At 70.4% G+C, this 15842-nt stretch carries 22 protein-coding genes; 12 read left to right on the plus strand and 10 right to left on the minus strand.

Annotated features, from left to right (window positions below; all coding sequences use genetic code 11):
• The 4 genes from DV20_RS44215 to DV20_RS45910 all read left to right on the plus strand — a co-directional run.
• Positions 1 to 178: histidinol dehydrogenase (locus tag DV20_RS44215; protein WP_200876474.1), on the plus strand; the 178-nt coding region annotated here is incomplete at its 5' end.
• The gene (locus DV20_RS21650) at positions 175 to 1275 is read left to right on the plus strand and encodes a histidinol-phosphate transaminase (protein ID WP_043783117.1); all 1101 of its coding nucleotides are present in this window, start codon (positions 175 to 177) and stop codon (positions 1273 to 1275) included. The genes DV20_RS44215 and DV20_RS21650, both read left to right, overlap by 4 nt.
• Complete coding sequence (gene hisB / locus DV20_RS21655; RefSeq protein ID WP_043783118.1) at positions 1272 to 1871, plus strand: imidazoleglycerol-phosphate dehydratase HisB; 600 nt, start codon at positions 1272 to 1274, stop codon at positions 1869 to 1871. Before DV20_RS21650 ends, hisB begins: the two co-directional genes overlap by 4 nt.
• On the plus strand, positions 1868 to 2026 hold the full coding sequence (locus DV20_RS45910) for a hypothetical protein (protein ID WP_167344391.1): 159 nt from the start codon (positions 1868 to 1870) through the stop codon (positions 2024 to 2026). Before hisB ends, DV20_RS45910 begins: the two co-directional genes overlap by 4 nt.
• 47 nt (positions 2027 to 2073) lie before the next feature.
• Here the strand turns inward: DV20_RS45910 and DV20_RS21660 are convergent, their stop codons facing one another.
• On the minus strand, positions 2074 to 4260 hold the full coding sequence (locus tag DV20_RS21660; RefSeq protein ID WP_043783121.1) for an MMPL family transporter: 2187 nt from the start codon (positions 4258 to 4260) through the stop codon (positions 2074 to 2076).
• A 205-nt stretch (positions 4261 to 4465) separates the two neighbouring features.
• Between DV20_RS21660 and DV20_RS21665 the strand changes: the two genes are divergently transcribed.
• Positions 4466 to 5122 (plus strand): TetR/AcrR family transcriptional regulator, encoded by a 657-nt coding sequence (locus tag DV20_RS21665; protein ID WP_235190911.1) that lies wholly within the window; start codon positions 4466 to 4468, stop codon positions 5120 to 5122.
• Between the two features lie 298 nt (positions 5123 to 5420).
• Here DV20_RS21665 and DV20_RS21670 read toward each other — a convergent pair whose 3' ends face one another.
• Together DV20_RS21670 and soxR are read right to left on the minus strand one after the other, a co-directional pair.
• Positions 5421 to 5954 carry an RNA 2'-phosphotransferase gene (locus DV20_RS21670; RefSeq protein WP_043783123.1) on the minus strand — a complete coding sequence of 178 codons (534 nt, stop codon included), beginning with the start codon at positions 5952 to 5954 and terminating at the stop codon, positions 5421 to 5423.
• Positions 5955 to 5987: 33 nt separating this feature from the next.
• Positions 5988 to 6449, minus strand: coding sequence for a redox-sensitive transcriptional activator SoxR (soxR, locus tag DV20_RS21675; protein ID WP_043783125.1), 462 nt, complete (start codon positions 6447 to 6449; stop codon positions 5988 to 5990).
• 52 nt (positions 6450 to 6501) lie between these two features.
• On the opposite strand from soxR, the gene DV20_RS21680 reads away from it, so the two are divergent.
• Together DV20_RS21680 and DV20_RS21685 are read left to right on the plus strand one after the other, a co-directional pair.
• Positions 6502 to 7194: a thiamine pyrophosphate-dependent enzyme gene (locus DV20_RS21680; RefSeq protein ID WP_043783128.1), complete on the plus strand. Its 693-nt coding sequence runs from the start codon at positions 6502 to 6504 to the stop codon at positions 7192 to 7194.
• A 2-nt stretch (positions 7195 to 7196) separates the two neighbouring features.
• A complete protein-coding gene (locus DV20_RS21685; protein ID WP_043783129.1) occupies positions 7197 to 8090 on the plus strand; it encodes a transketolase family protein in 894 nt (297 codons plus the stop codon).
• Here the strand turns inward: DV20_RS21685 and DV20_RS45010 are convergent.
• On the minus strand, positions 8068 to 8469 hold the full coding sequence (locus DV20_RS45010) for a hypothetical protein (RefSeq protein WP_152603748.1): 402 nt from the start codon (positions 8467 to 8469) through the stop codon (positions 8068 to 8070). The genes DV20_RS21685 and DV20_RS45010 overlap by 23 nt on opposite strands.
• A 195-nt stretch (positions 8470 to 8664) precedes the next feature.
• Positions 8665 to 9156: a hypothetical protein gene (locus DV20_RS21690; protein WP_043783131.1), complete on the minus strand. Its 492-nt coding sequence runs from the start codon at positions 9154 to 9156 to the stop codon at positions 8665 to 8667.
• 309 nt (positions 9157 to 9465) lie between these two features.
• On the opposite strand from DV20_RS21690, the gene DV20_RS21695 reads away from it, so the two are divergent.
• Complete coding sequence (locus DV20_RS21695; protein ID WP_235190924.1) at positions 9466 to 10065, plus strand: NUDIX hydrolase; 600 nt, start codon at positions 9466 to 9468, stop codon at positions 10063 to 10065.
• Here the strand turns inward: DV20_RS21695 and DV20_RS21700 are convergent.
• Genes DV20_RS21700 through DV20_RS45915 form a run of 3 tightly spaced genes read right to left on the minus strand, consistent with a single transcriptional unit; the run spans position 10051 to position 12032 of the window.
• Complete coding sequence (locus DV20_RS21700) at positions 10051 to 10596, minus strand: NIPSNAP family protein (RefSeq protein WP_152603749.1); 546 nt, start codon at positions 10594 to 10596, stop codon at positions 10051 to 10053. The genes DV20_RS21695 and DV20_RS21700 overlap by 15 nt on opposite strands.
• A 37-nt stretch (positions 10597 to 10633) precedes the next feature.
• Complete coding sequence (locus DV20_RS21705) at positions 10634 to 11806, minus strand: acyl-CoA dehydrogenase family protein (RefSeq protein ID WP_043783133.1); 1173 nt, start codon at positions 11804 to 11806, stop codon at positions 10634 to 10636.
• A 49-nt stretch (positions 11807 to 11855) separates the two neighbouring features.
• Positions 11856 to 12032 (minus strand): hypothetical protein, encoded by a 177-nt coding sequence (locus DV20_RS45915; RefSeq protein ID WP_167344392.1) that lies wholly within the window; start codon positions 12030 to 12032, stop codon positions 11856 to 11858.
• Between the two features lie 183 nt (positions 12033 to 12215).
• On the opposite strand from DV20_RS45915, the gene hisH reads away from it, so the two are divergent.
• Positions 12216 to 12833 (plus strand): imidazole glycerol phosphate synthase subunit HisH, encoded by a 618-nt coding sequence (hisH, locus tag DV20_RS21710; protein ID WP_043783135.1) that lies wholly within the window; start codon positions 12216 to 12218, stop codon positions 12831 to 12833.
• A 36-nt stretch (positions 12834 to 12869) separates the two neighbouring features.
• Entirely contained in the window at positions 12870 to 13607 is a 738-nt protein-coding gene (gene priA / locus DV20_RS21715) for a bifunctional 1-(5-phosphoribosyl)-5-((5-phosphoribosylamino)methylideneamino)imidazole-4-carboxamide isomerase/phosphoribosylanthranilate isomerase PriA (RefSeq protein ID WP_043783136.1), read from the plus strand.
• A 32-nt stretch (positions 13608 to 13639) separates the two neighbouring features.
• Here the strand turns inward: priA and DV20_RS21720 are convergent, their stop codons facing one another.
• On the minus strand, positions 13640 to 14245 hold the full coding sequence (locus DV20_RS21720) for a dihydrofolate reductase family protein (protein WP_043783137.1): 606 nt from the start codon (positions 14243 to 14245) through the stop codon (positions 13640 to 13642).
• Between the two features lie 90 nt (positions 14246 to 14335).
• Here DV20_RS21720 and DV20_RS21725 point away from each other — a divergent pair, with 90 nt between their 5' ends.
• The gene (locus tag DV20_RS21725; protein WP_043783140.1) at positions 14336 to 14917 is read left to right on the plus strand and encodes a TetR/AcrR family transcriptional regulator; all 582 of its coding nucleotides are present in this window, start codon (positions 14336 to 14338) and stop codon (positions 14915 to 14917) included.
• Between the two features lie 65 nt (positions 14918 to 14982).
• Positions 14983 to 15459: a GNAT family N-acetyltransferase gene (locus tag DV20_RS21730; RefSeq protein ID WP_043783142.1), complete on the plus strand. Its 477-nt coding sequence runs from the start codon at positions 14983 to 14985 to the stop codon at positions 15457 to 15459.
• Here the strand turns inward: DV20_RS21730 and DV20_RS21735 are convergent.
• Positions 15443 to 15829, minus strand: coding sequence for a PPOX class F420-dependent oxidoreductase (locus DV20_RS21735; RefSeq protein ID WP_043783143.1), 387 nt, complete (start codon positions 15827 to 15829; stop codon positions 15443 to 15445). The two genes, DV20_RS21730 and DV20_RS21735, sit on opposite strands and share 17 nt — an antisense overlap.
• Between the last annotated feature and the right edge of the window lie 13 nt (positions 15830 to 15842).

The following is a 15842-nucleotide window of genomic DNA, read 5'->3' on the forward strand; positions in this document are numbered from 1 at the left end:
CGCCCGCCACTCCTCGGGCCTGTCCGTGCAGAGCTTCCTCAAGGGCATCCACGTCGTGGACTACAGCGAGGAGGCCCTGCGCGAGGTCGCCGGCCGCGTCGTCGCGCTGGCCGACGCCGAGGACCTGCCCGCGCACGGTGAGGCCGTCGTCGCGCGTTTCGGAGGTTCGGTCGCATGACGATCGGCGAAGAGGTCACCCTGGACGAGCTGCCGCTGCGCGAAGACCTGCGCGGCAAGTCGCCCTACGGCGCGCCGCAGCTGGACGTCCCGGTCCGGCTCAACACGAACGAGAACCCGTACCCGCCGCCGCCCGAGCTGGTCGCGGACGTCGCCGAGGCGGTGCGCGCGGAGGCCGCCGAGCTGCACCGCTACCCGGATCGCGACGCCATGGCGCTGCGCCAGGACCTGGCCGACTACCTGAGCGTGTCGACCCGGGTCGTGCTGTCGGAGGCGAACGTCTGGGCCGCCAACGGGTCCAACGAGGTGCTGCAGCAGATCCTGCAGGCCTTCGGCGGTCCCGGGCGCAGCGCGCTCGGCTTCGAGCCGTCGTACTCGATGCACCCGATCATCGCGTCGGGCACCCGCACCGAGTGGGTGCCGGCACCGCGCCGCGCCGACTTCGGCCTGGACACGGCCGCGGCGGCCGCGGTCATCTCGAAACGTCGTCCGGACGTCGTGTTCGTCACCAGCCCGAACAACCCGACCGGCGGCTCGATCCCGCTTCCCGAGCTGCGTCAGGTGCTGGACGCGGCCACCGGGATCGTCGTCGTCGACGAGGCCTATGCGGAGTTCTCGTCGCAGCCAAGCGCGGTCGAGCTGCTGGCGGACTACCCGTCTTCGCTGATCGTCTCGCGCACGATGAGCAAGGCGTTCGCCTTCGCGGGCGGCCGGCTCGGCTACCTGGCGGCGGCGCCGGCGGTGGTCGACGCGCTGCAGCTGGTGCGCCTGCCGTACCACCTCTCGCGGCTGACCCAGGCGGCCGCCCGGGCGGCGCTGCGGCACGCGGACGCCACGCTGGCCAGCGTGCACAAGCTGGCCGCGGAACGCGACCGCGTCGTGGAGGCGCTGGCCGGGCTGGGCTACGACCCGGTGCCGAGCGACTCGAACTTCGTCCTCTTCGGACGGTTCGGCGACCCGCACGCGGCATGGCAGTCCTATTTGGACACCGGCGTGCTGATCCGCGACCCGGGCATTCCCGGGCACCTGCGCGTGAGCATCGGCACCCCGGAAGAGAACGACGCCTTCCTCGAGGCGAGTAAGGAAGTCTCGCGATGACCCGCATCGGCAAGGTCGAACGGACCACCAAGGAGTCCTCGATCGCCGTCCGGCTGGACCTCGACGGCACGGGCGAGGTCGAGATCTCGACCGGCGTGCCGTTCTACGACCACATGCTGACGGCGTTCGGCGTCCACGGCTCCCTGGACCTCAAGGTCGAGGCGACCGGCGACGTCCACATCGACGCCCACCACACGGTGGAGGACACGGCGATCGTGCTGGGCCAGGCGATCCGCCAGGCCCTGGGCGACAAGAGCGGCATCCGCCGCTTCGGCGACGCGTGGATCCCGATGGACGAAACCCTGGCCCACGCGGCGATCGACGTCTCGGGCCGCCCGTACTGCGTGCACGTGGGAGAGCCGGAGCAGTTCAACACGTTCACCATCGGCGGCAACTACCCGTTCGTGCTGACGCGGCACGTGTTCGACTCGCTGTCGTTCCACGCGCAGATCGCGTTGCACGTGAGGGTGATCCACGGCCGCGACCCGCACCACATCGCGGAGGCGGAGTACAAGGCGGTGGCCCGCGCCCTGCGCGCGGCGACCGAGCCGGACCCGCGCGCGGGCGGCATCCCGTCGACGAAGGGCGTTCTGTGAGCAACGGAGTCGTCGGCGTTCTCTTGCTGGCTCTGGGCGGCTTCCTGGTGGGCGGGGTCTATTCGACCTGGAAGACGGCCAAGTTCATGGCGGTGGTCCTGGGCATCGCGGCCGCCCTCGCCATCGGCGGCGCCATTTTCTGGTTCTCGAGCTGAGAAACGGCGAAGGCCCCCTCGCACGGAGGGGGCCTTCGCCGTGTTCGCTAGCGGCTCGCGCCGACCAGTTCGCGCTCTTCGGGCTCGTCCAGGTGCTTTGTGAGCTTTTCGCCCTCGACGTCGACGTCCGGCAGGATCCGGTCCAGCCACTTCGGCAGCCACCACGCGCCGCGGCCCAGCAGGGACATCACCGCCGGGACCAGCGTCATGCGGACCACGAACGCGTCCACCAGCACGCCGAACGCCAGGGCGAAGCCGATCGACTGGATCAGCGACGACTCCGCGAGCACGAAGCCGGCGAACACGCTGATCATGATCAACGCGGCCGCGACCACCACGCGCGCGCCGTGCTGGAAGCCGGTGACCACCGCTTCCTGCGGCTCCGCGCCGTGGACGTGCTCCTCGCGCATCCGCGTCACCAGGAACACCTGGTAGTCCATCGCCAGCCCGAACAGCACGCCGATCAGCAGGATCGGCAGCATGCTCATGATCGGGCCGGTGGATTCGACGCCGAGCAGGTCCGTCAGCCAGCCCCACTGGAACACCGCGACCACCGCGCCGAACGTCGCCGCGACCGAGCCGAGGAAGCCGATCGTCGCCTTCAGCGGCACCACCACCGAGCGGAACACCAGCATCAGCAGGACGAACGCCAGCCCGACGATCAGCGCCAGGTACGGCAGCATCGCGTCCGACAGCTTCTCGGAGACGTCGATGTTCGCCGCGGTCTGGCCGGTGACGGACAGCTTGGCGCCGGTCCCGTTCTCCAGCGCGCCGGATTCGGTGCGGATCGCGGCCACCAGGTCCTCGGTCTGCGTGCTGCTCGGGCCGCTCTTCGGGATCACCGTCAGCAACGCCGTGTCGCCGGCCTGGTTGACCCGCGGCGGGGTGATGGCGGCGACGTCGGGCAGCTTCTGGATGTCGGCCGCGGCCCGGCCGAGCGCCGCCTGGCGGTTCGTGCTCGCGGAGACGTCGACGACGACCAGCAGCGGCCCGTTCGAGCCTTCGCCGAAGCTGCGGCTGGCGATCTCGTACGCCTTGCGCTGCGTGGACTCCGGTGCGGCGGTGCTGTCGTTGGGCAGGCCGAGCTGCATGCTCAGCGCGGGCAGGGCGACGACGGCCATCCCGGCCAGCGCGACCAGCAGCACCGCGATCCGGTGCCGGCCGACGAACCGCGCCCAGCGTTCGCCGTGCGTCGTTTCGACCGGCTTGCGGCGCAGCCGGATGCGGTCGCCGGCGACCCGGGCGCCGGCGAAGCCGAGGATCGCGGGCAGCAGCGTCAGGGCGATGAGCACGGCGATCGCGACGGTGACGGCGGCGGCGACGCCCATCTGGCCGAGGAACGGGATGCCGATCACGGTGAGGCCGGCCAGCGCGATGATGACGGTGAGGCCGGCGAAGACCACGGCGGACCCGGCGGTGCCCGCGGCGCGGCCGGCGGCTTCTTCGGGGTTGCGGCCGATGGTCAGTTCGTGGCGGTAGCGCGACACGATGAACAGCGCGTAGTCGATGCCGACGGCCAGGCCGATCATCAGCGCCAGGACCGGCGTGTTCGAGTTCAGCTCGAGGAACCCGGAGGCGAGGAAGATGCCCGCCATCCCGGTGCCGACGCCGATCAGCGCGGTGAGCAGCGGGATCCCGGCCGCGAGCAGCGAACCGAACGTGATGATCAGCACGACGGCGGCGACCGCGACACCCAGGCCCTCGGTGGCCCCGGTCGCGGGCACGCCCTGCACGGCGTCACCGCCGAACTCGATGGTGAACCCGGCCGCGCGGCCGGCGTTCGCGGTGTCCAGCAGGGCCTGGCGGTCCTCGTCGGTCAGTTCGTACGCCTTCGCTCCGTAACTGACCTGGGCGAGCGCGACGCGCCGATCGGGTGAGATCGACTGCGCCTGGAACGGGTCGACCACGGCGGCGACCTTCGGCGCGGTCTTCAGCTGCCCGACCAGGGCTTCGACGGCGGCCTTGCCCTTCGCGTCGGTCACCGCGGTCCCGGCCGGGGCCTCGATGACCACGCGCGCGGTGGCGCCACCGGCGTTGGCCTGCGGGAACTTCTCGGTGAGCTGGTCGATCGCCCGCTGCGACTCGGTGCCGGGGATCGTCACCGAGTTCGACAGCTGGCCCGACAGCGTCAGCGCGCCGAGGCCCAGCGCCACCAGGACCGCCGCCCAGACGGCCGCGACCAGCGCTCTGCGCCGGAAGGAAAACCGGCCGAGCCGGTACAGGAAGGTCGCCACGAGTCAGCTCCGTTTCGCCCGAACGGGGTTGGTTCACTCCATAGGGTCCTTTCCAAGCTAGCCGATCGGCAAGGATCGCTCCAAGCCGATCGGCAAGTATGTGACTTGCCGAACAGCAAGGTTTATCCCTTGCCGGTCGGCTAGTAAGGCGGTTTGCCGATCGACTAGGCGTGACGTAGGCTCCGACGGCTGCTGAGGAGGAAGAATGACCGCCGGCCCGGCCGAGGACACCCGGACCCGACTGCTGCAGACCGCGCTGCGCCTGTTCACCGAACACGGGGTCGAGGGCACGTCGCTGCAGATGATCGCCGACGCGCTGGGCATCACCAAGGCGGCTGTCTACTACCACTTCAAGACGAAGGCGGAGATCACCGAGGCGGTCGCCGAGCCGGGCGTCCGCGACCTGGACGAGCTGGTCCGCCGGGCGGCGGCCCAGAAGCGCCGGGGCGCGCAGGTGGACCTGCTGCTGGAGGGTTTCGTCGACCTGGTGATCCGCCACCGGGCGCTGGTGGCCCTGTTTTCGAGCGACCCGGGCATCGCCCGCGCGATCGAGAAGTCGGCCCACGGCGGCATGGAGGGCTTCGGCCGCGTGCTGCTGGGCATCCTGTCGGGCCCCGACCCGGACACGACGGCCCGCGTCAACGCCCTGGTGACGCTGACGGGCATCGCGATGGCCGGCGGCTCCCCGGACCTGGCCGGCCTGGGCGACGAAGAGCTGCGCGCGGAGCTGCTCGACGTGGGCCGCCGCCTCCTCGGCCGCCCCCGCCGCCGAGCCCTCAACGCCGTGTCGCCCCTCCAATCACGCGAGTTGCCCCTCCGGTCACGCGAGATGCCCCTCCAGTCACGCGAGTTGCCCGGGTGATCACGCCGGAAGGCCCGCCCCTCACGCGAGTTCCGCTTCCGACCGCACGAGATGCCCCGCCAGTCACGGGTGATGCCCGTCCAATCACGCGAGATGCCCGTCCAATCACGCGAGTTCCGCCGCTGATCACGCGAGTTCTGGCCTCGATCACTTGAGTGGCGTGCACCTGGCGGTCGGACCGCGTGCCGGAAGGGGGTGGTTCGCGTGATCGGAGCGGCATCACGTGTGACTGAAGGGGAATCTCGCGTGATTGAAGGGGCATCACGTGTGACTGGACGGGACTTGGGTGAGGGGCGGGTTAGGTGAGGTAGGTCAGGTAGGCCGGGGGGACCGAAGCGGTCAGCCAGACTCCGTTGGCGCTCACCTGGAACGCGTCGCCGGCCGCGGCCATGGCGGCGGCGTCGATCCGGAGGATCACCGGGTTGCCGCGGCGGGCGCCGACCGTTCTGGCGGTGTCCACCGTTGCCGAGAGGTGGACCGCGTGGCGGTTCATCGGGCGCAGGCCCTCGCGGAAGATCGCGTCGAGGAACTTCGCCACCGTTCCGTGGTAGAGCACGTCCGGCGGGGTCGCGTCGGGCAGATCGAGGTCGATCGGAACGCTGTGGCCCTGGCTCGCGCGGATGCGCGTGCCCGTCTCGTCGAAGGCGAAGCGGCGCTTGTTGTTCTTCTCGACCACTTCTTCGAGTTCTTCACGGCTGATCGAGAGGGCCCGCAGGAGAGCGTCGACCGGAACCCAGCCGCCGGGGGCGAGGGTGAGACCGAGCGCGGCCGGGTCGTGGCGGAGGTGCCGGGACAGCCGCTTCGAGATGCGGATCAAGTGCTTTTCGTTCATTGCCTCCCCAGCATCTCCCCGCGCGCAACCGGTTTAAATGCCGCCCTCGACCGCCGGGCGCAGCTTGCTGGCGCCCGGCCCGAAGCGGGCCAGCTCGTCGTCGTTGTTGTACAACGCGCAGCTGCGCAGGGACAGGCAGCCGCAGCCGACGCAGCCGGTGAGCCGGTCGCGAAGCCGTTGCAGGGCGTCGATCCGCGCGTCGAGCTCGTGCTGCCAGTCGCGGGACAGGCGCGCCCAGTCCGCCTTCGTCGGCGCGTGGTCCGCCGGCAGCGTCGCCAGCGCCGAACTGATGTCTTCGAGGGAAAGCCCGACCCGTTGCGCGGCGCGGATGAAGGCGATCCGGCGCAGCACCGAGCGCGCGTAGCGGCGCTGGTTGCCCGCCGATCGCTCCGAGCTGATCAGCCCCTTCTCCTCGTAGAACCGCAGAGCCGTGTGCGGAACCCCGCTGCGTTCCGCCACCTGTCCGATGCTGAGATGTTCAGCGAGCCTCGTCACCAGCTCAGGCTATCCTTGACTTCGAGTTTAGTCGAGGTTGCATCGTCGGGACATGACCACTGCGACCGAATCGGGGTACGCCGATCTACCCCGGCTGATTGCGCTGATGACCGGCGACGAAAAGCACGGCGCCGCCGCCGAGTCCACTTTGGACGTCCTGTGGGTGCTCTACGACCGCGTGCTCGACGTCACGCCCGGGAACTTCCGCGAGCCCGGCCGCGACCGGTTCCTGCTGTCCAAAGGGCACGGCCCGATGGCGTACTACGCGGTGCTCACCGCGAAGGGCTTCATCGCCGAAGCGGAGCTGGCGACGTGGTCCGACCCGGTGTCGCGGCTCGGCCACCACCCCGACCGGCGCCGCATCCCCGGCGTCGAGATCTCCAGCGGCTCCCTCGGCCACGGCCTGCCGATCGCGTTCGGCACCGCGCTCGGCCTGCGCGCCCGCGGCCTGACGAGCGCGAAGGTCGTGACGCTCGTCGGCGACGCCGAGCTGGACGAGGGTTCGAACCATGAGGCGATCGTCGCCGCGGCGCGTTCGGGGCTGGAAAACCTGACCGCGGTGGTGATCGACAACCACTCGTCGACGCACGGCTGGCCGGGCGGCATCGCCCGCCGTTTCGCCGTCGAAGGCTGGGAGACGCGCACGGTGTCCGGCCGCGACCACGACGCGCTGTACGACGCCTTCACCACCGCCCACCCCGGCCGGCCGCTGCTCGTGGTCGCCGTCGTCGAACCGAAGGGCTGACGATGTCGCCGATGCGGGAAACCTTCCTCGCCACCACCGAACGGATCATCGACGCCGACCCGGACGTCGCGGTCGTGCTGGCCGACATCTCGGCGGCCCAGCTCGCCGGTGCCGCGCGGCGGCACCCGGACCGGGTGATCAACGTCGGGATCCGCGAACAGCTGCTGGTCAGCGCGGGCGCCGGACTGGCCCTGGCGGGACTGCGGCCGATCGTGCACACGTTCCCGTCGTTCCTGGTGGAGCGTGCGTTCGAGCAGATCAAGCTGGACTTCTCGCACCAGGAGGTGGGCGGCGTCCTGGTGTCGTGGGGAGCGTCGTACGACATGTCGACAGCGGGACGCACGCACCAGGCCCCGGGCGACGTCGCACTGATCGATTCGCTGCCGGGCTGGACGGTCCACGTACCGGGCCACCCGGCCGAAGCCGAGCGGCTGCTGCTGGAGTCGATCCCCGGCGACGGGCGGGTCTACCTGCGGCTTTCGGCGCAGGAAAACGCTTCGCCGCAGTTGGGGGTGGGGTTCACCCGACTGCGGTCCGGGTCTTCCGGGGTCGTCGTGGCGGTGGGCCCGGTGCTGGACCGGGTGCTGCGAGCAACGGCGGGACTGGACGTGACGGTGCTGTACGCATCGACCATCCGGCCCTTCGACGGCGCCGGTCTGCGGGCGGCGGTGCTTTCCGCTTCGGCGTCGGTGGTGTTGGTGGAGCCGTACTTAGCTGGGACGTCGGCTTTCTGGGTGGCGGAGGCGCTTTCGGATGTGCCGCACCGGCTGCGGTCTTTGGGGGTGCGGCGGGATGTGGAGATCCGGTCGTACGGTGGGATTGCGGACCACGATCTGGCGCACGGGCTGGATGCCGGGTCGCTGGGGTTGTCGATCAGGGATTTCCTGGGGGAGTAGGCGGAGCGGCGGCGGGAGGTGGCGGTCCCGCAGCGGGATGGTCGTAGGAAATGTCTTCGAACTTCCCGCGAAGCAGGTTCATGAGCCTGGCGTTGATCCGTCGCTCTTCCCGAGAGGTCGGTGGCTTGCGCACATGGAGGCTTTCGTAGAATTTGAAGCGGTTCAAGTCGATCAGCGTGCGCAACGCGGTCGTATATTCGTCGGCCGCTGCGACGGATGCCCGGTACGCGAGGTAGGTCAGCGCGTAGGTGGCCAATCCGAGGAACAACCACCACCCGTCCGTCAGCAAGCATGCGATGGTCTCGACGGTGGCGACGGCCGAAACCACGCACAAGCGAACCGATGTGTCGAGCTGCTGGCGGGAATCGCGGAGATACACGATGTGCTTGTCGTCCGCGAGCAGGCGAAGTGCGGGGCAGTGACGACCGCGTCGATCCCGTACTGACGTCCGGCGCGATCTTCTTCCTTGCGGAGTGCGTTGCCGAGCCGGGTCGGCATGAGCCTGGTCGGATCGGGATACCGTTCGGTGGCTTGGCCGAGCGATTCCTCGGCGACGAGCCACGGGATGAGATCGTCACCCGCGTTCGGACATCAACAGGCGACGGCGGTTCAGTTCGTAGGTCGCATCGTCCCAAGATCCGAAGTGTTCCTTGCCCCAAACCAGTTCCAGCCGGGCGTCGACGAGTTCGCGCAGCTGGTCCCCGATCGTCGCCCGCCGGTTCTCCAGCTCGCGCTGCTTTCGCCGGTACCGGTCGATCCGCATGCCGGTGAGGATCCGGCCGATCCGCGAATGTCCCCAATAGCCCTCCAGCACCTGGGTCATCGCGAACTGGAGCGGGTGGAGGAAGAGACCGGTCGCGAGGCTCAGGACGAGGATCCAAGCCACTTTCGCCACCGTCGGCTGTCCGAACGCCGCGCCGAGCGACTCGAGCCGCGGTCGTCCGCGCCACGCGCCACTGGCGATCAGAGCCGCCGACCAGAGGACGAGGAAGAGCGCGGGGAGCATGCTGACAACGCCGAAGTAACGGCCGATCCGGTGCCCGACCGCGAGTGCTCCTTCGGTCAAAGATGGAGTCGTCACCTGCGGCGGCCCGATCGGCCGGCCGGGGGCAACCCGCATCGCAGGCAGACGACGTCGCCGTCTTTGTCTTCGCGGAGCGCGCCGCCGCAGCCGGGCCGCTCACACCGGCCGCCCCCGCGCCGGGTGGTCCGGGCCGGCGTGCGTGGTGAGGGGATTTCCTGTCCGAGGAGCGCGTGCACGGAGATGAGGCGGAGAACGAGCCGAAGTCCGCGCATGAGCCTCACCCCGCCCTCCAGGATCCGACCATGGTAGGTCAGCATTCAGGCCGAGTCGACAACGTGGAAGGCGGTGGTGATGGGGCTTTCGCCCTGGGCGGTGCCCGCCGGGGGCATCACGGTGGTCGCGGTGGCCGGGGAGTTCGGTGCGGGATGGGCGTGGCTCTCGGCCGGAGCGCTCGTGGTCGCCGGGGCCGGCTGGTTCGGCTGGGTCGTGCTCTGGCGGCGTTGGCCCGATAGCGTGGCCGGTATGGGCTCCAGCATCCGGCCGATCGCGCTCGGTCTGATCCGGCGGCGTGCGCAGATCCTCGTCTTCGAAGGGCGCGACGATGTCAAGGGCGAGACCTACTACCGCCCCCTCGGTGGCGGGGTCGAGTTCGGCGAACGCAGTGACGACGCCCTCAAGCGGGAGTTCCGTGAGGAGCTCGCCGCCGACATCGAAGTCGGAAACCTGATCGGTGTGCTCGAGAACGTCTTCACCTGGCGTGGCCACCCCGGGCACGAGATCGCCTTCGTCTACGAGGCGGGGTTCGTCGACCCCGATCGGTACGCCGAAGAGGAGATGAAGATCCTCGACGACCCCGCCACCGCGCGGTGGGTCAACGTTGAGGACTTCACAGACGGCCGCATGATTCTCTACCCCGAAGGGCTCATCGAACTCCTCTCACCGGATCAGTGACCGTGCGGTCGGCACCAGCTCGAACGAGGACTCCGAAGGCGAACGGCTGAACCACACCGAAAACGGGCCGTCCGTACGCACCGGCAGCTGGGGGAACGTGTTCTCCGACGGTTCCGTCTCGAACGCCGCGAACGCCGACTCCGGCGCGGGCGAAGAACCGAGAGAAACCGTCACGTGAACCCCCGTGCCCGGCGGTGGCGCGGCGAGCCCGCGGCGGACCGGACGCAGCAGCAGGACGTTGTCCGAGTCGATCATCGTCGCGTTCGCCGCCGCTCGGTGGGCCTTCCACGCCGGGCCGAAGTAGAACTGCTCCAGCGCCTCCTTGCGGGCCGCCATCGAGGGGAAACCTCGTAGCCACACGAACTCGTCCGGCGCCGAGGGGACGCGGAACAAGCCGAACAGGTGCGCGCCGGCGGCCTCCTGCGGCTCGACGAACTCGCGCTCGAACAGCTCGATCAGCTCGTCTCGCCGGCCGGGGTGCAAGGTGTAGCGCCGCAGTTCCACCACGGCTTCGAAGTCGGAGAACGTCATGCCGCCGAAGCTAGCGGGCACCACCGACAAAAAACGATCAGCGGAACGCCGCGAGCCCCGTGACGGCCTGGCCGAGTGACAGCGCGTGCATCTCCTCGGTGCCTTCGTAGGTCAGCACCGTCTCGAGGTTCGCCATGTGGCGCATCACCGGGTACTCCAGCGAAATCCCGTTCGCGCCCAACATCGAACGGGCCTCGCGCGCCACGGAAAGCGCCGAGCGGACGTTCGCCATCTTGCCGAAGCTGACGTGGTTGTGGTGCAGGTCGCCGGCGTCCTTCAGCCGCCCGATCTGCAGCGCCACCAGCCCGGCGCGGTTGACCTCGACGACGATCTCGGCGAGCTTGCGCTGGGTCAGCTGGAACCCCGCCAGCGGCTTGCCGAACTGCGACCGCGACAGCGTGTACTCCAACGCCGCTTCGTAGCACGCCCGAGCCGCGCCGACGACGCCGAACAGGATTCCGAAGCGGGCTTCGTTCAGGCAGGACAGCGGGCCGCGCAGGCCGCGGACCTCGGGGAACGCCGCCGACGCCGGCAACCGGACGCCGTCGAGGACCAGTTCCGCCGTCAGCGACGCCCGCAGCGACAGCTTGTGCTTGACCTCGTTCGCGGTGAAGCCCGGCGTGGCCGTGGGGACGACGAAGCCGCGGATCCCGTCGTCGGTCTGCGCCCAGACGACCGCGACGTCGGCGACGGTTCCGTTGGTGATCCACATCTTCGTGCCCGAGAGCACCCAGTCGCCGCCGTCGCGCACCGCCCGCGTCCGCATCGAGCCCGGGTCGCTGCCCGCGTCCGGCTCGGTCAGCCCGAAGCAGCCCAGCGCCTCGCCGGTGGCCATCCGCGGCAGCCACTCCTGCCGGTGTTCCTCACTGCCCCACTTGTGGATCGCGTACATCGCCAGGGACCCCTGCACCGAGACGAAGCTGCGCAGCCCCGAGTCGACGGCCTCGAGTTCGCGGCACGCGATGCCGTACGCGACGGCGCTGGTGCCGGCGCAGCCGTAGCCCTCCAGGTGCATGCCGAGCAGGCCGAGCGAGCCGAAGCCCTTCGCCAGCTCCGCGGCGGGCAGCGCGCCCGTTTCGTACCAGTCGGCGACGTGGTCCAGCAGATGGTCCTTCGCGTACGCGCGGACGGCGTCGCGGATGGCGCGTTCTTCTTCGGCGAGCCCGGCGTCGAGGCCGAGGAAGTCGTGCGGGTCAGGCGTGCGACTCATGAGGGCTCCCGGGGGGACGCGTCGATGCGGCCACCGCAGGAAACCACAGTCAGGCGTCTGTTCTCCGCGTGGCGTTCGTCACGCGCGCGGCAGACGCGCCCGGCACGCACCGGGGCCGGACCTGCTGGCGCGGGATCAGCAGCTCGCTGAACTGCGGAAACGGCACGCTTTCGATGTCGTCACGCCAGGCGTGCAGCATCTGGGACAGCAGATCGTCCTCGGCCATCTTCGCCTCCCTGGCGTCCGGTCGTGCCGGGCAGAACACACACGTTCGGGTGAACTGATACCCGGCGCGCGGGACGCTCAAACGAGGTTCTTCAAGATTTTTCCGGTCGTCGCCCGGCGTGTGGCAGGCCTATTCGGTCGAAGCTCTCGGGAGGCTGCGGCTACGCTGGGTGGCGTGTCTCGTGTGGTGATCCTCGACTACGGTTCCGGCAACCTCCGCTCCGCCGAACGCGCCGTCGCGCGCGCCGGGGCCGACGTCGAGGTCACCGCCGACCCGCACGCCGCCGTCGAAGCCGACGGCCTGGTCGTGCCCGGCGTCGGCGCCTACTCCGCCTGCATGGCGGGGCTGCTGGACGTGCAGGGACACCGGATCATCGGCAAGCGGCTCGCCGGCGGCCGTCCGGTGCTCGGCATCTGCGTCGGCATGCAGATCCTCTTCTCCCGCGGCGTCGAGCACGGCGAGGAGACCGAAGGCACCGGGGAGTGGCCCGGCGTCGTCGACCGGCTGCACGCCGACGTCCTGCCGCACATGGGGTGGAACACCGTGCGCGCCCCCGCGGGCTCGCAGCTGTTCGCCGGGCTCGACCCGGAGGAGCGGTTCTACTTCGTGCACTCCTACGCCGCGCGCAAGTGGGAGCTCGACGGGCTGGCCGGGCAGGAGCCGAAGGTCACCTGGGCCCACCACGGCGAGGACTTCGTCGCCGCGGTCGAGAACGGGCCGCTGTGGGCGACGCAGTTCCACCCGGAGAAGTCCGGGGACGCCGGGGCGCAGCTGCTGCGCAACTGGCTGGCGACCCTCTGACCGGGTGATCCGGGTTCGCGCCCTAGAGTTACCCGCGTGACTTTCACGCTGCTTCCCGCCGTTGATGTGGCCGATGGCCAGGCCGTGCGACTCGTCCAGGGCGAGGCCGGCACCGAGACTTCCTATGGCAGTCCGCTGGAGGCCGCGCTGACCTGGCAGCGCGACGGCGCCGAGTGGATCCACCTGGTCGACCTCGACGCCGCCTTCGGCAAGGGCGGCAACCGCGAGCTGCTCGCCGAGGTCGTGGGCAAGCTCGACGTGAAGGTCGAGCTGTCCGGCGGCATCCGCGACGACGCGTCGCTGAAGGCCGCCCTGGCCACCGGGGCCCGCCGGGTCAACCTCGGCACCGCCGCGCTCGAGGACCCGGAGTGGACCTCCCGGGTCATCGGCGAGTACGGCGACCGCGTCGCGATCGGCCTGGACGTGCGGATCACCGAGGCCGGCCACCGGCTTTCGGCCCGCGGCTGGACCTCGGACGGCGGCGATCTCTGGGACGTCCTGGAGCGCCTCGACCGCGACGGCGCCTCCCGCTACGTCGTGACGGACGTCAGCAAGGACGGCACGCTGCGCGGCCCGAACCTCGACCTGCTGCGGGACGTCGTCGCCCGCACCGACGCGCCGGTGATCGCCTCCGGCGGCGTGTCGAGTGTGGCTGATCTGGTCGCGCTGGCGGGGCTGGCTTCCGACGGTGTCGAGGGGTCGATCGTCGGCAAGGCGCTGTACGCCGGGGCGTTCACGCTGCCGGAGGCGCTGGCCGCGGTCGCGGAGATCTAGCCGAGCAGGGTGGGTTCTTCGCGGCGGCCGGCCTACCGGGAAGCGTCGGAAGGGATCCGGGCGGCGACGCGGGGCCGGTAGGTCGTGATCGTGCCGCCGTGGCCGAAGGTCAGGGCCTCGGTGGGGGTGAACTCGCGTGGCCCGAAGCCGCCGGTGAACATCGGTGTCCCGCCGCCGGCGACCACCGGGTAGGACTTGACCACCAGTTCGTCGATCTCCGGCAGCAGCTGCCCGGCCAGGTCCGCGCCGCCGCACAGCCAGATGTCCATGCCGTCCTCGGCTTTGAGCTGCCGCACCAGGCCCAGTGGGTCGCCGGGCACGAGGGTGACGGCCGGGTCGGCCTCGGTCAGTGACCGGGACACGACGTACTGCCGCAGGTGCGGGTACGGGTCGGTGATGCCTTCGGTCAGTCCGACCGAGTAGGTGGCGCGGCCCATGATCACCGTGTCGTACCGCTTGTTCGGCGTGTCCGCGGCCATTCCGATGAGCGGCCGGATGTGCGCCGGCATGGTCTCCGGGTACTCCGCGCGCACGTGGGCCACCATGTCCGGGGCGAGCGGGTGGAAGCCGGTTTCGCCGCCGGGTCCGGCGATCATGCCGTCGATGCTGACGCCGATGAAGTACACGAGCTCGCGCATGAGGGTCCCCCTGCCGGAATAACTCCGAACGTAGTACTTTGTCTGAAGTGGTTTCGACCGTAGTACTACATCTGGAGTGGTGTCAACGTCATGGTGCGACGCAACCCCGAGCGGCGGGCGGCGCTGCTCGACGCGGCGATCGAAGTTCTGGCCGGCGAAGGCGCGCGCGGGCTCACCTTCCGCGCGGTCGACCAGCACGCCGGCGTTCCGGTCGGCACCGCGTCCAACTACTTCTCCAGCCGCGGGGAAATCCTCAAGCACGCGGGGGAGCGGGTCTACGAGCGGCTGGTGGACGACGCGGTGATCGCGGGCGGCCTCGAAGGGCCGCGCGACCGAGCCCGCGTCACCGAGCTCATGCACGAACTCGTCGACCGCGTGGCCGCCTTCCCGACGGGTTTCCTCGCGCTGCTCGAACTGCGGCTCGAAGCCGCGCGCCGGCCCGAACTGCGGGACGTGCTGACCAGCCGCATCCGTGCGGACCTCGACTTCAACGTCGAATACCACGAGAAGTCCGGCCTGCCCGGCGACGGCACGATGGTGGTCCTGCTGTGGCTGGCGCTGAACTGGCTGATCATGGAACGGCTGACGCTGCCGGACCTGTTCACCGACGAGCAGCGCCACGACCTCGTCACGGCGCTGGTCGAACGGCTGCTGGCCGGGCAGCCGGCGTAATCGGCGCGGTGCTTGAGGCCGAAAAGCGGCTGACAGCCACCCGCGGCAGTCGTAGGTTGCCGCGGGTGGAGGAGATCGTCACCCAGCTCGAAATGACCGCGCCCGATCAGCTCAACCCCGCTCCGCTCGTCGACGGCGTCGCGCTCCGGACCACCGGACCGGGGCCGCTGATCCGCGACCTGCACGTCCGGATCGGGACCCCGTACCGGTGGCCGAGCGTCACCCGCGGCGACGGCGAATGGGCCCGCTGGCTCGCCGCGCCGCACCGGGAATACCGGCTCGTCGAGTACCGCGGCGAGATCGCCGGCGCCGCGGACTTCGAGCCACAGCCCGGGAACGACGTCGAGATCACCACGTTCGGCCTGCTGCCGGAGTTCGTCGGCAAAGGACTCGGCGGGTGCGCGCTCACCCTCGTCGTCGCCGACGCGTGGGCGCTGCCCGGGACGCGGCGGGTCTGGCTGCACACCTCGACCCTCGACCACCCGAACGCGCTGCCGAACTACCTGCGGCGCGGCTTCCGCGGCTTCAGCCGTCCACTTTGACCGCGATGCCGACCGTCCGGTCCGCCGGGCCGCGCAGCTTCGAGAAGAACATCGTGACGCGCCCGACGATGCCGTACTTGCGGGCGATCGCCCGCCGCGCCTGCTCGGTCTCGGCGGCGTCCAGCAGCCGGGCCTGCCCGGTGACCTTCGCGCCGTGCGTCTTCCGCCCGCGGACGTCGCAGGCCTGCACCTCGACGCGGCCGTCGTTGCGGATGCGCTTGACCTTGCCGGCCTCGCGCACCGACCACAGCACCAGCTCGCCGTCGCGGCCGGCCACCCAGATCGGGGTCGGCACGGCCCGCCCGTCGCGCCGGAACGTGGTCAGGACGACGTAGCGCTCGGCGGCGAGGCGGTCGGTCTCGGAGGTCATGCGTTCACCGTAG

Source organism: Amycolatopsis rifamycinica (assembly GCF_000695625.1).
In the GTDB taxonomy this organism is placed as follows: Bacteria; Actinomycetota; Actinomycetes; order Mycobacteriales; family Pseudonocardiaceae; genus Amycolatopsis; species Amycolatopsis rifamycinica.

Excerpts from the sequence above, each read along its gene's own strand:
- DV20_RS21650 (WP_043783117.1), top strand. The coding sequence starts at position 175 with ATGACGATCGGCGAAGAGGTCACCCTGGACGAGCTGCCGCTGCGCGAA.
- hisB (WP_043783118.1), top strand. The coding sequence starts at position 1,272 with ATGACCCGCATCGGCAAGGTCGAACGGACCACCAAGGAGTCCTCGATC.
- DV20_RS21665 (WP_235190911.1), top strand. The coding sequence starts at position 4,466 with ATGACCGCCGGCCCGGCCGAGGACACCCGGACCCGACTGCTGCAGACC.
- DV20_RS21670 (WP_043783123.1), bottom strand. The coding sequence starts at position 5,954 with ATGAACGAAAAGCACTTGATCCGCATCTCGAAGCGGCTGTCCCGGCAC.
- DV20_RS21680 (WP_043783128.1), top strand. The coding sequence starts at position 6,502 with ATGACCACTGCGACCGAATCGGGGTACGCCGATCTACCCCGGCTGATT.
- DV20_RS21685 (WP_043783129.1), top strand. The coding sequence starts at position 7,197 with ATGTCGCCGATGCGGGAAACCTTCCTCGCCACCACCGAACGGATCATC.
- DV20_RS21695 (WP_235190924.1), top strand. The coding sequence starts at position 9,466 with ATGGGGCTTTCGCCCTGGGCGGTGCCCGCCGGGGGCATCACGGTGGTC.
- DV20_RS21700 (WP_152603749.1), bottom strand. The coding sequence starts at position 10,596 with ATGACGTTCTCCGACTTCGAAGCCGTGGTGGAACTGCGGCGCTACACC.
- DV20_RS21705 (WP_043783133.1), bottom strand. The coding sequence starts at position 11,806 with ATGAGTCGCACGCCTGACCCGCACGACTTCCTCGGCCTCGACGCCGGG.
- DV20_RS45915 (WP_167344392.1), bottom strand. The coding sequence starts at position 12,032 with ATGGCCGAGGACGATCTGCTGTCCCAGATGCTGCACGCCTGGCGTGAC.
- DV20_RS21720 (WP_043783137.1), bottom strand. The coding sequence starts at position 14,245 with ATGCGCGAGCTCGTGTACTTCATCGGCGTCAGCATCGACGGCATGATC.
- DV20_RS21725 (WP_043783140.1), top strand. The coding sequence starts at position 14,336 with ATGGTGCGACGCAACCCCGAGCGGCGGGCGGCGCTGCTCGACGCGGCG.
- DV20_RS21735 (WP_043783143.1), bottom strand. The coding sequence starts at position 15,829 with ATGACCTCCGAGACCGACCGCCTCGCCGCCGAGCGCTACGTCGTCCTG.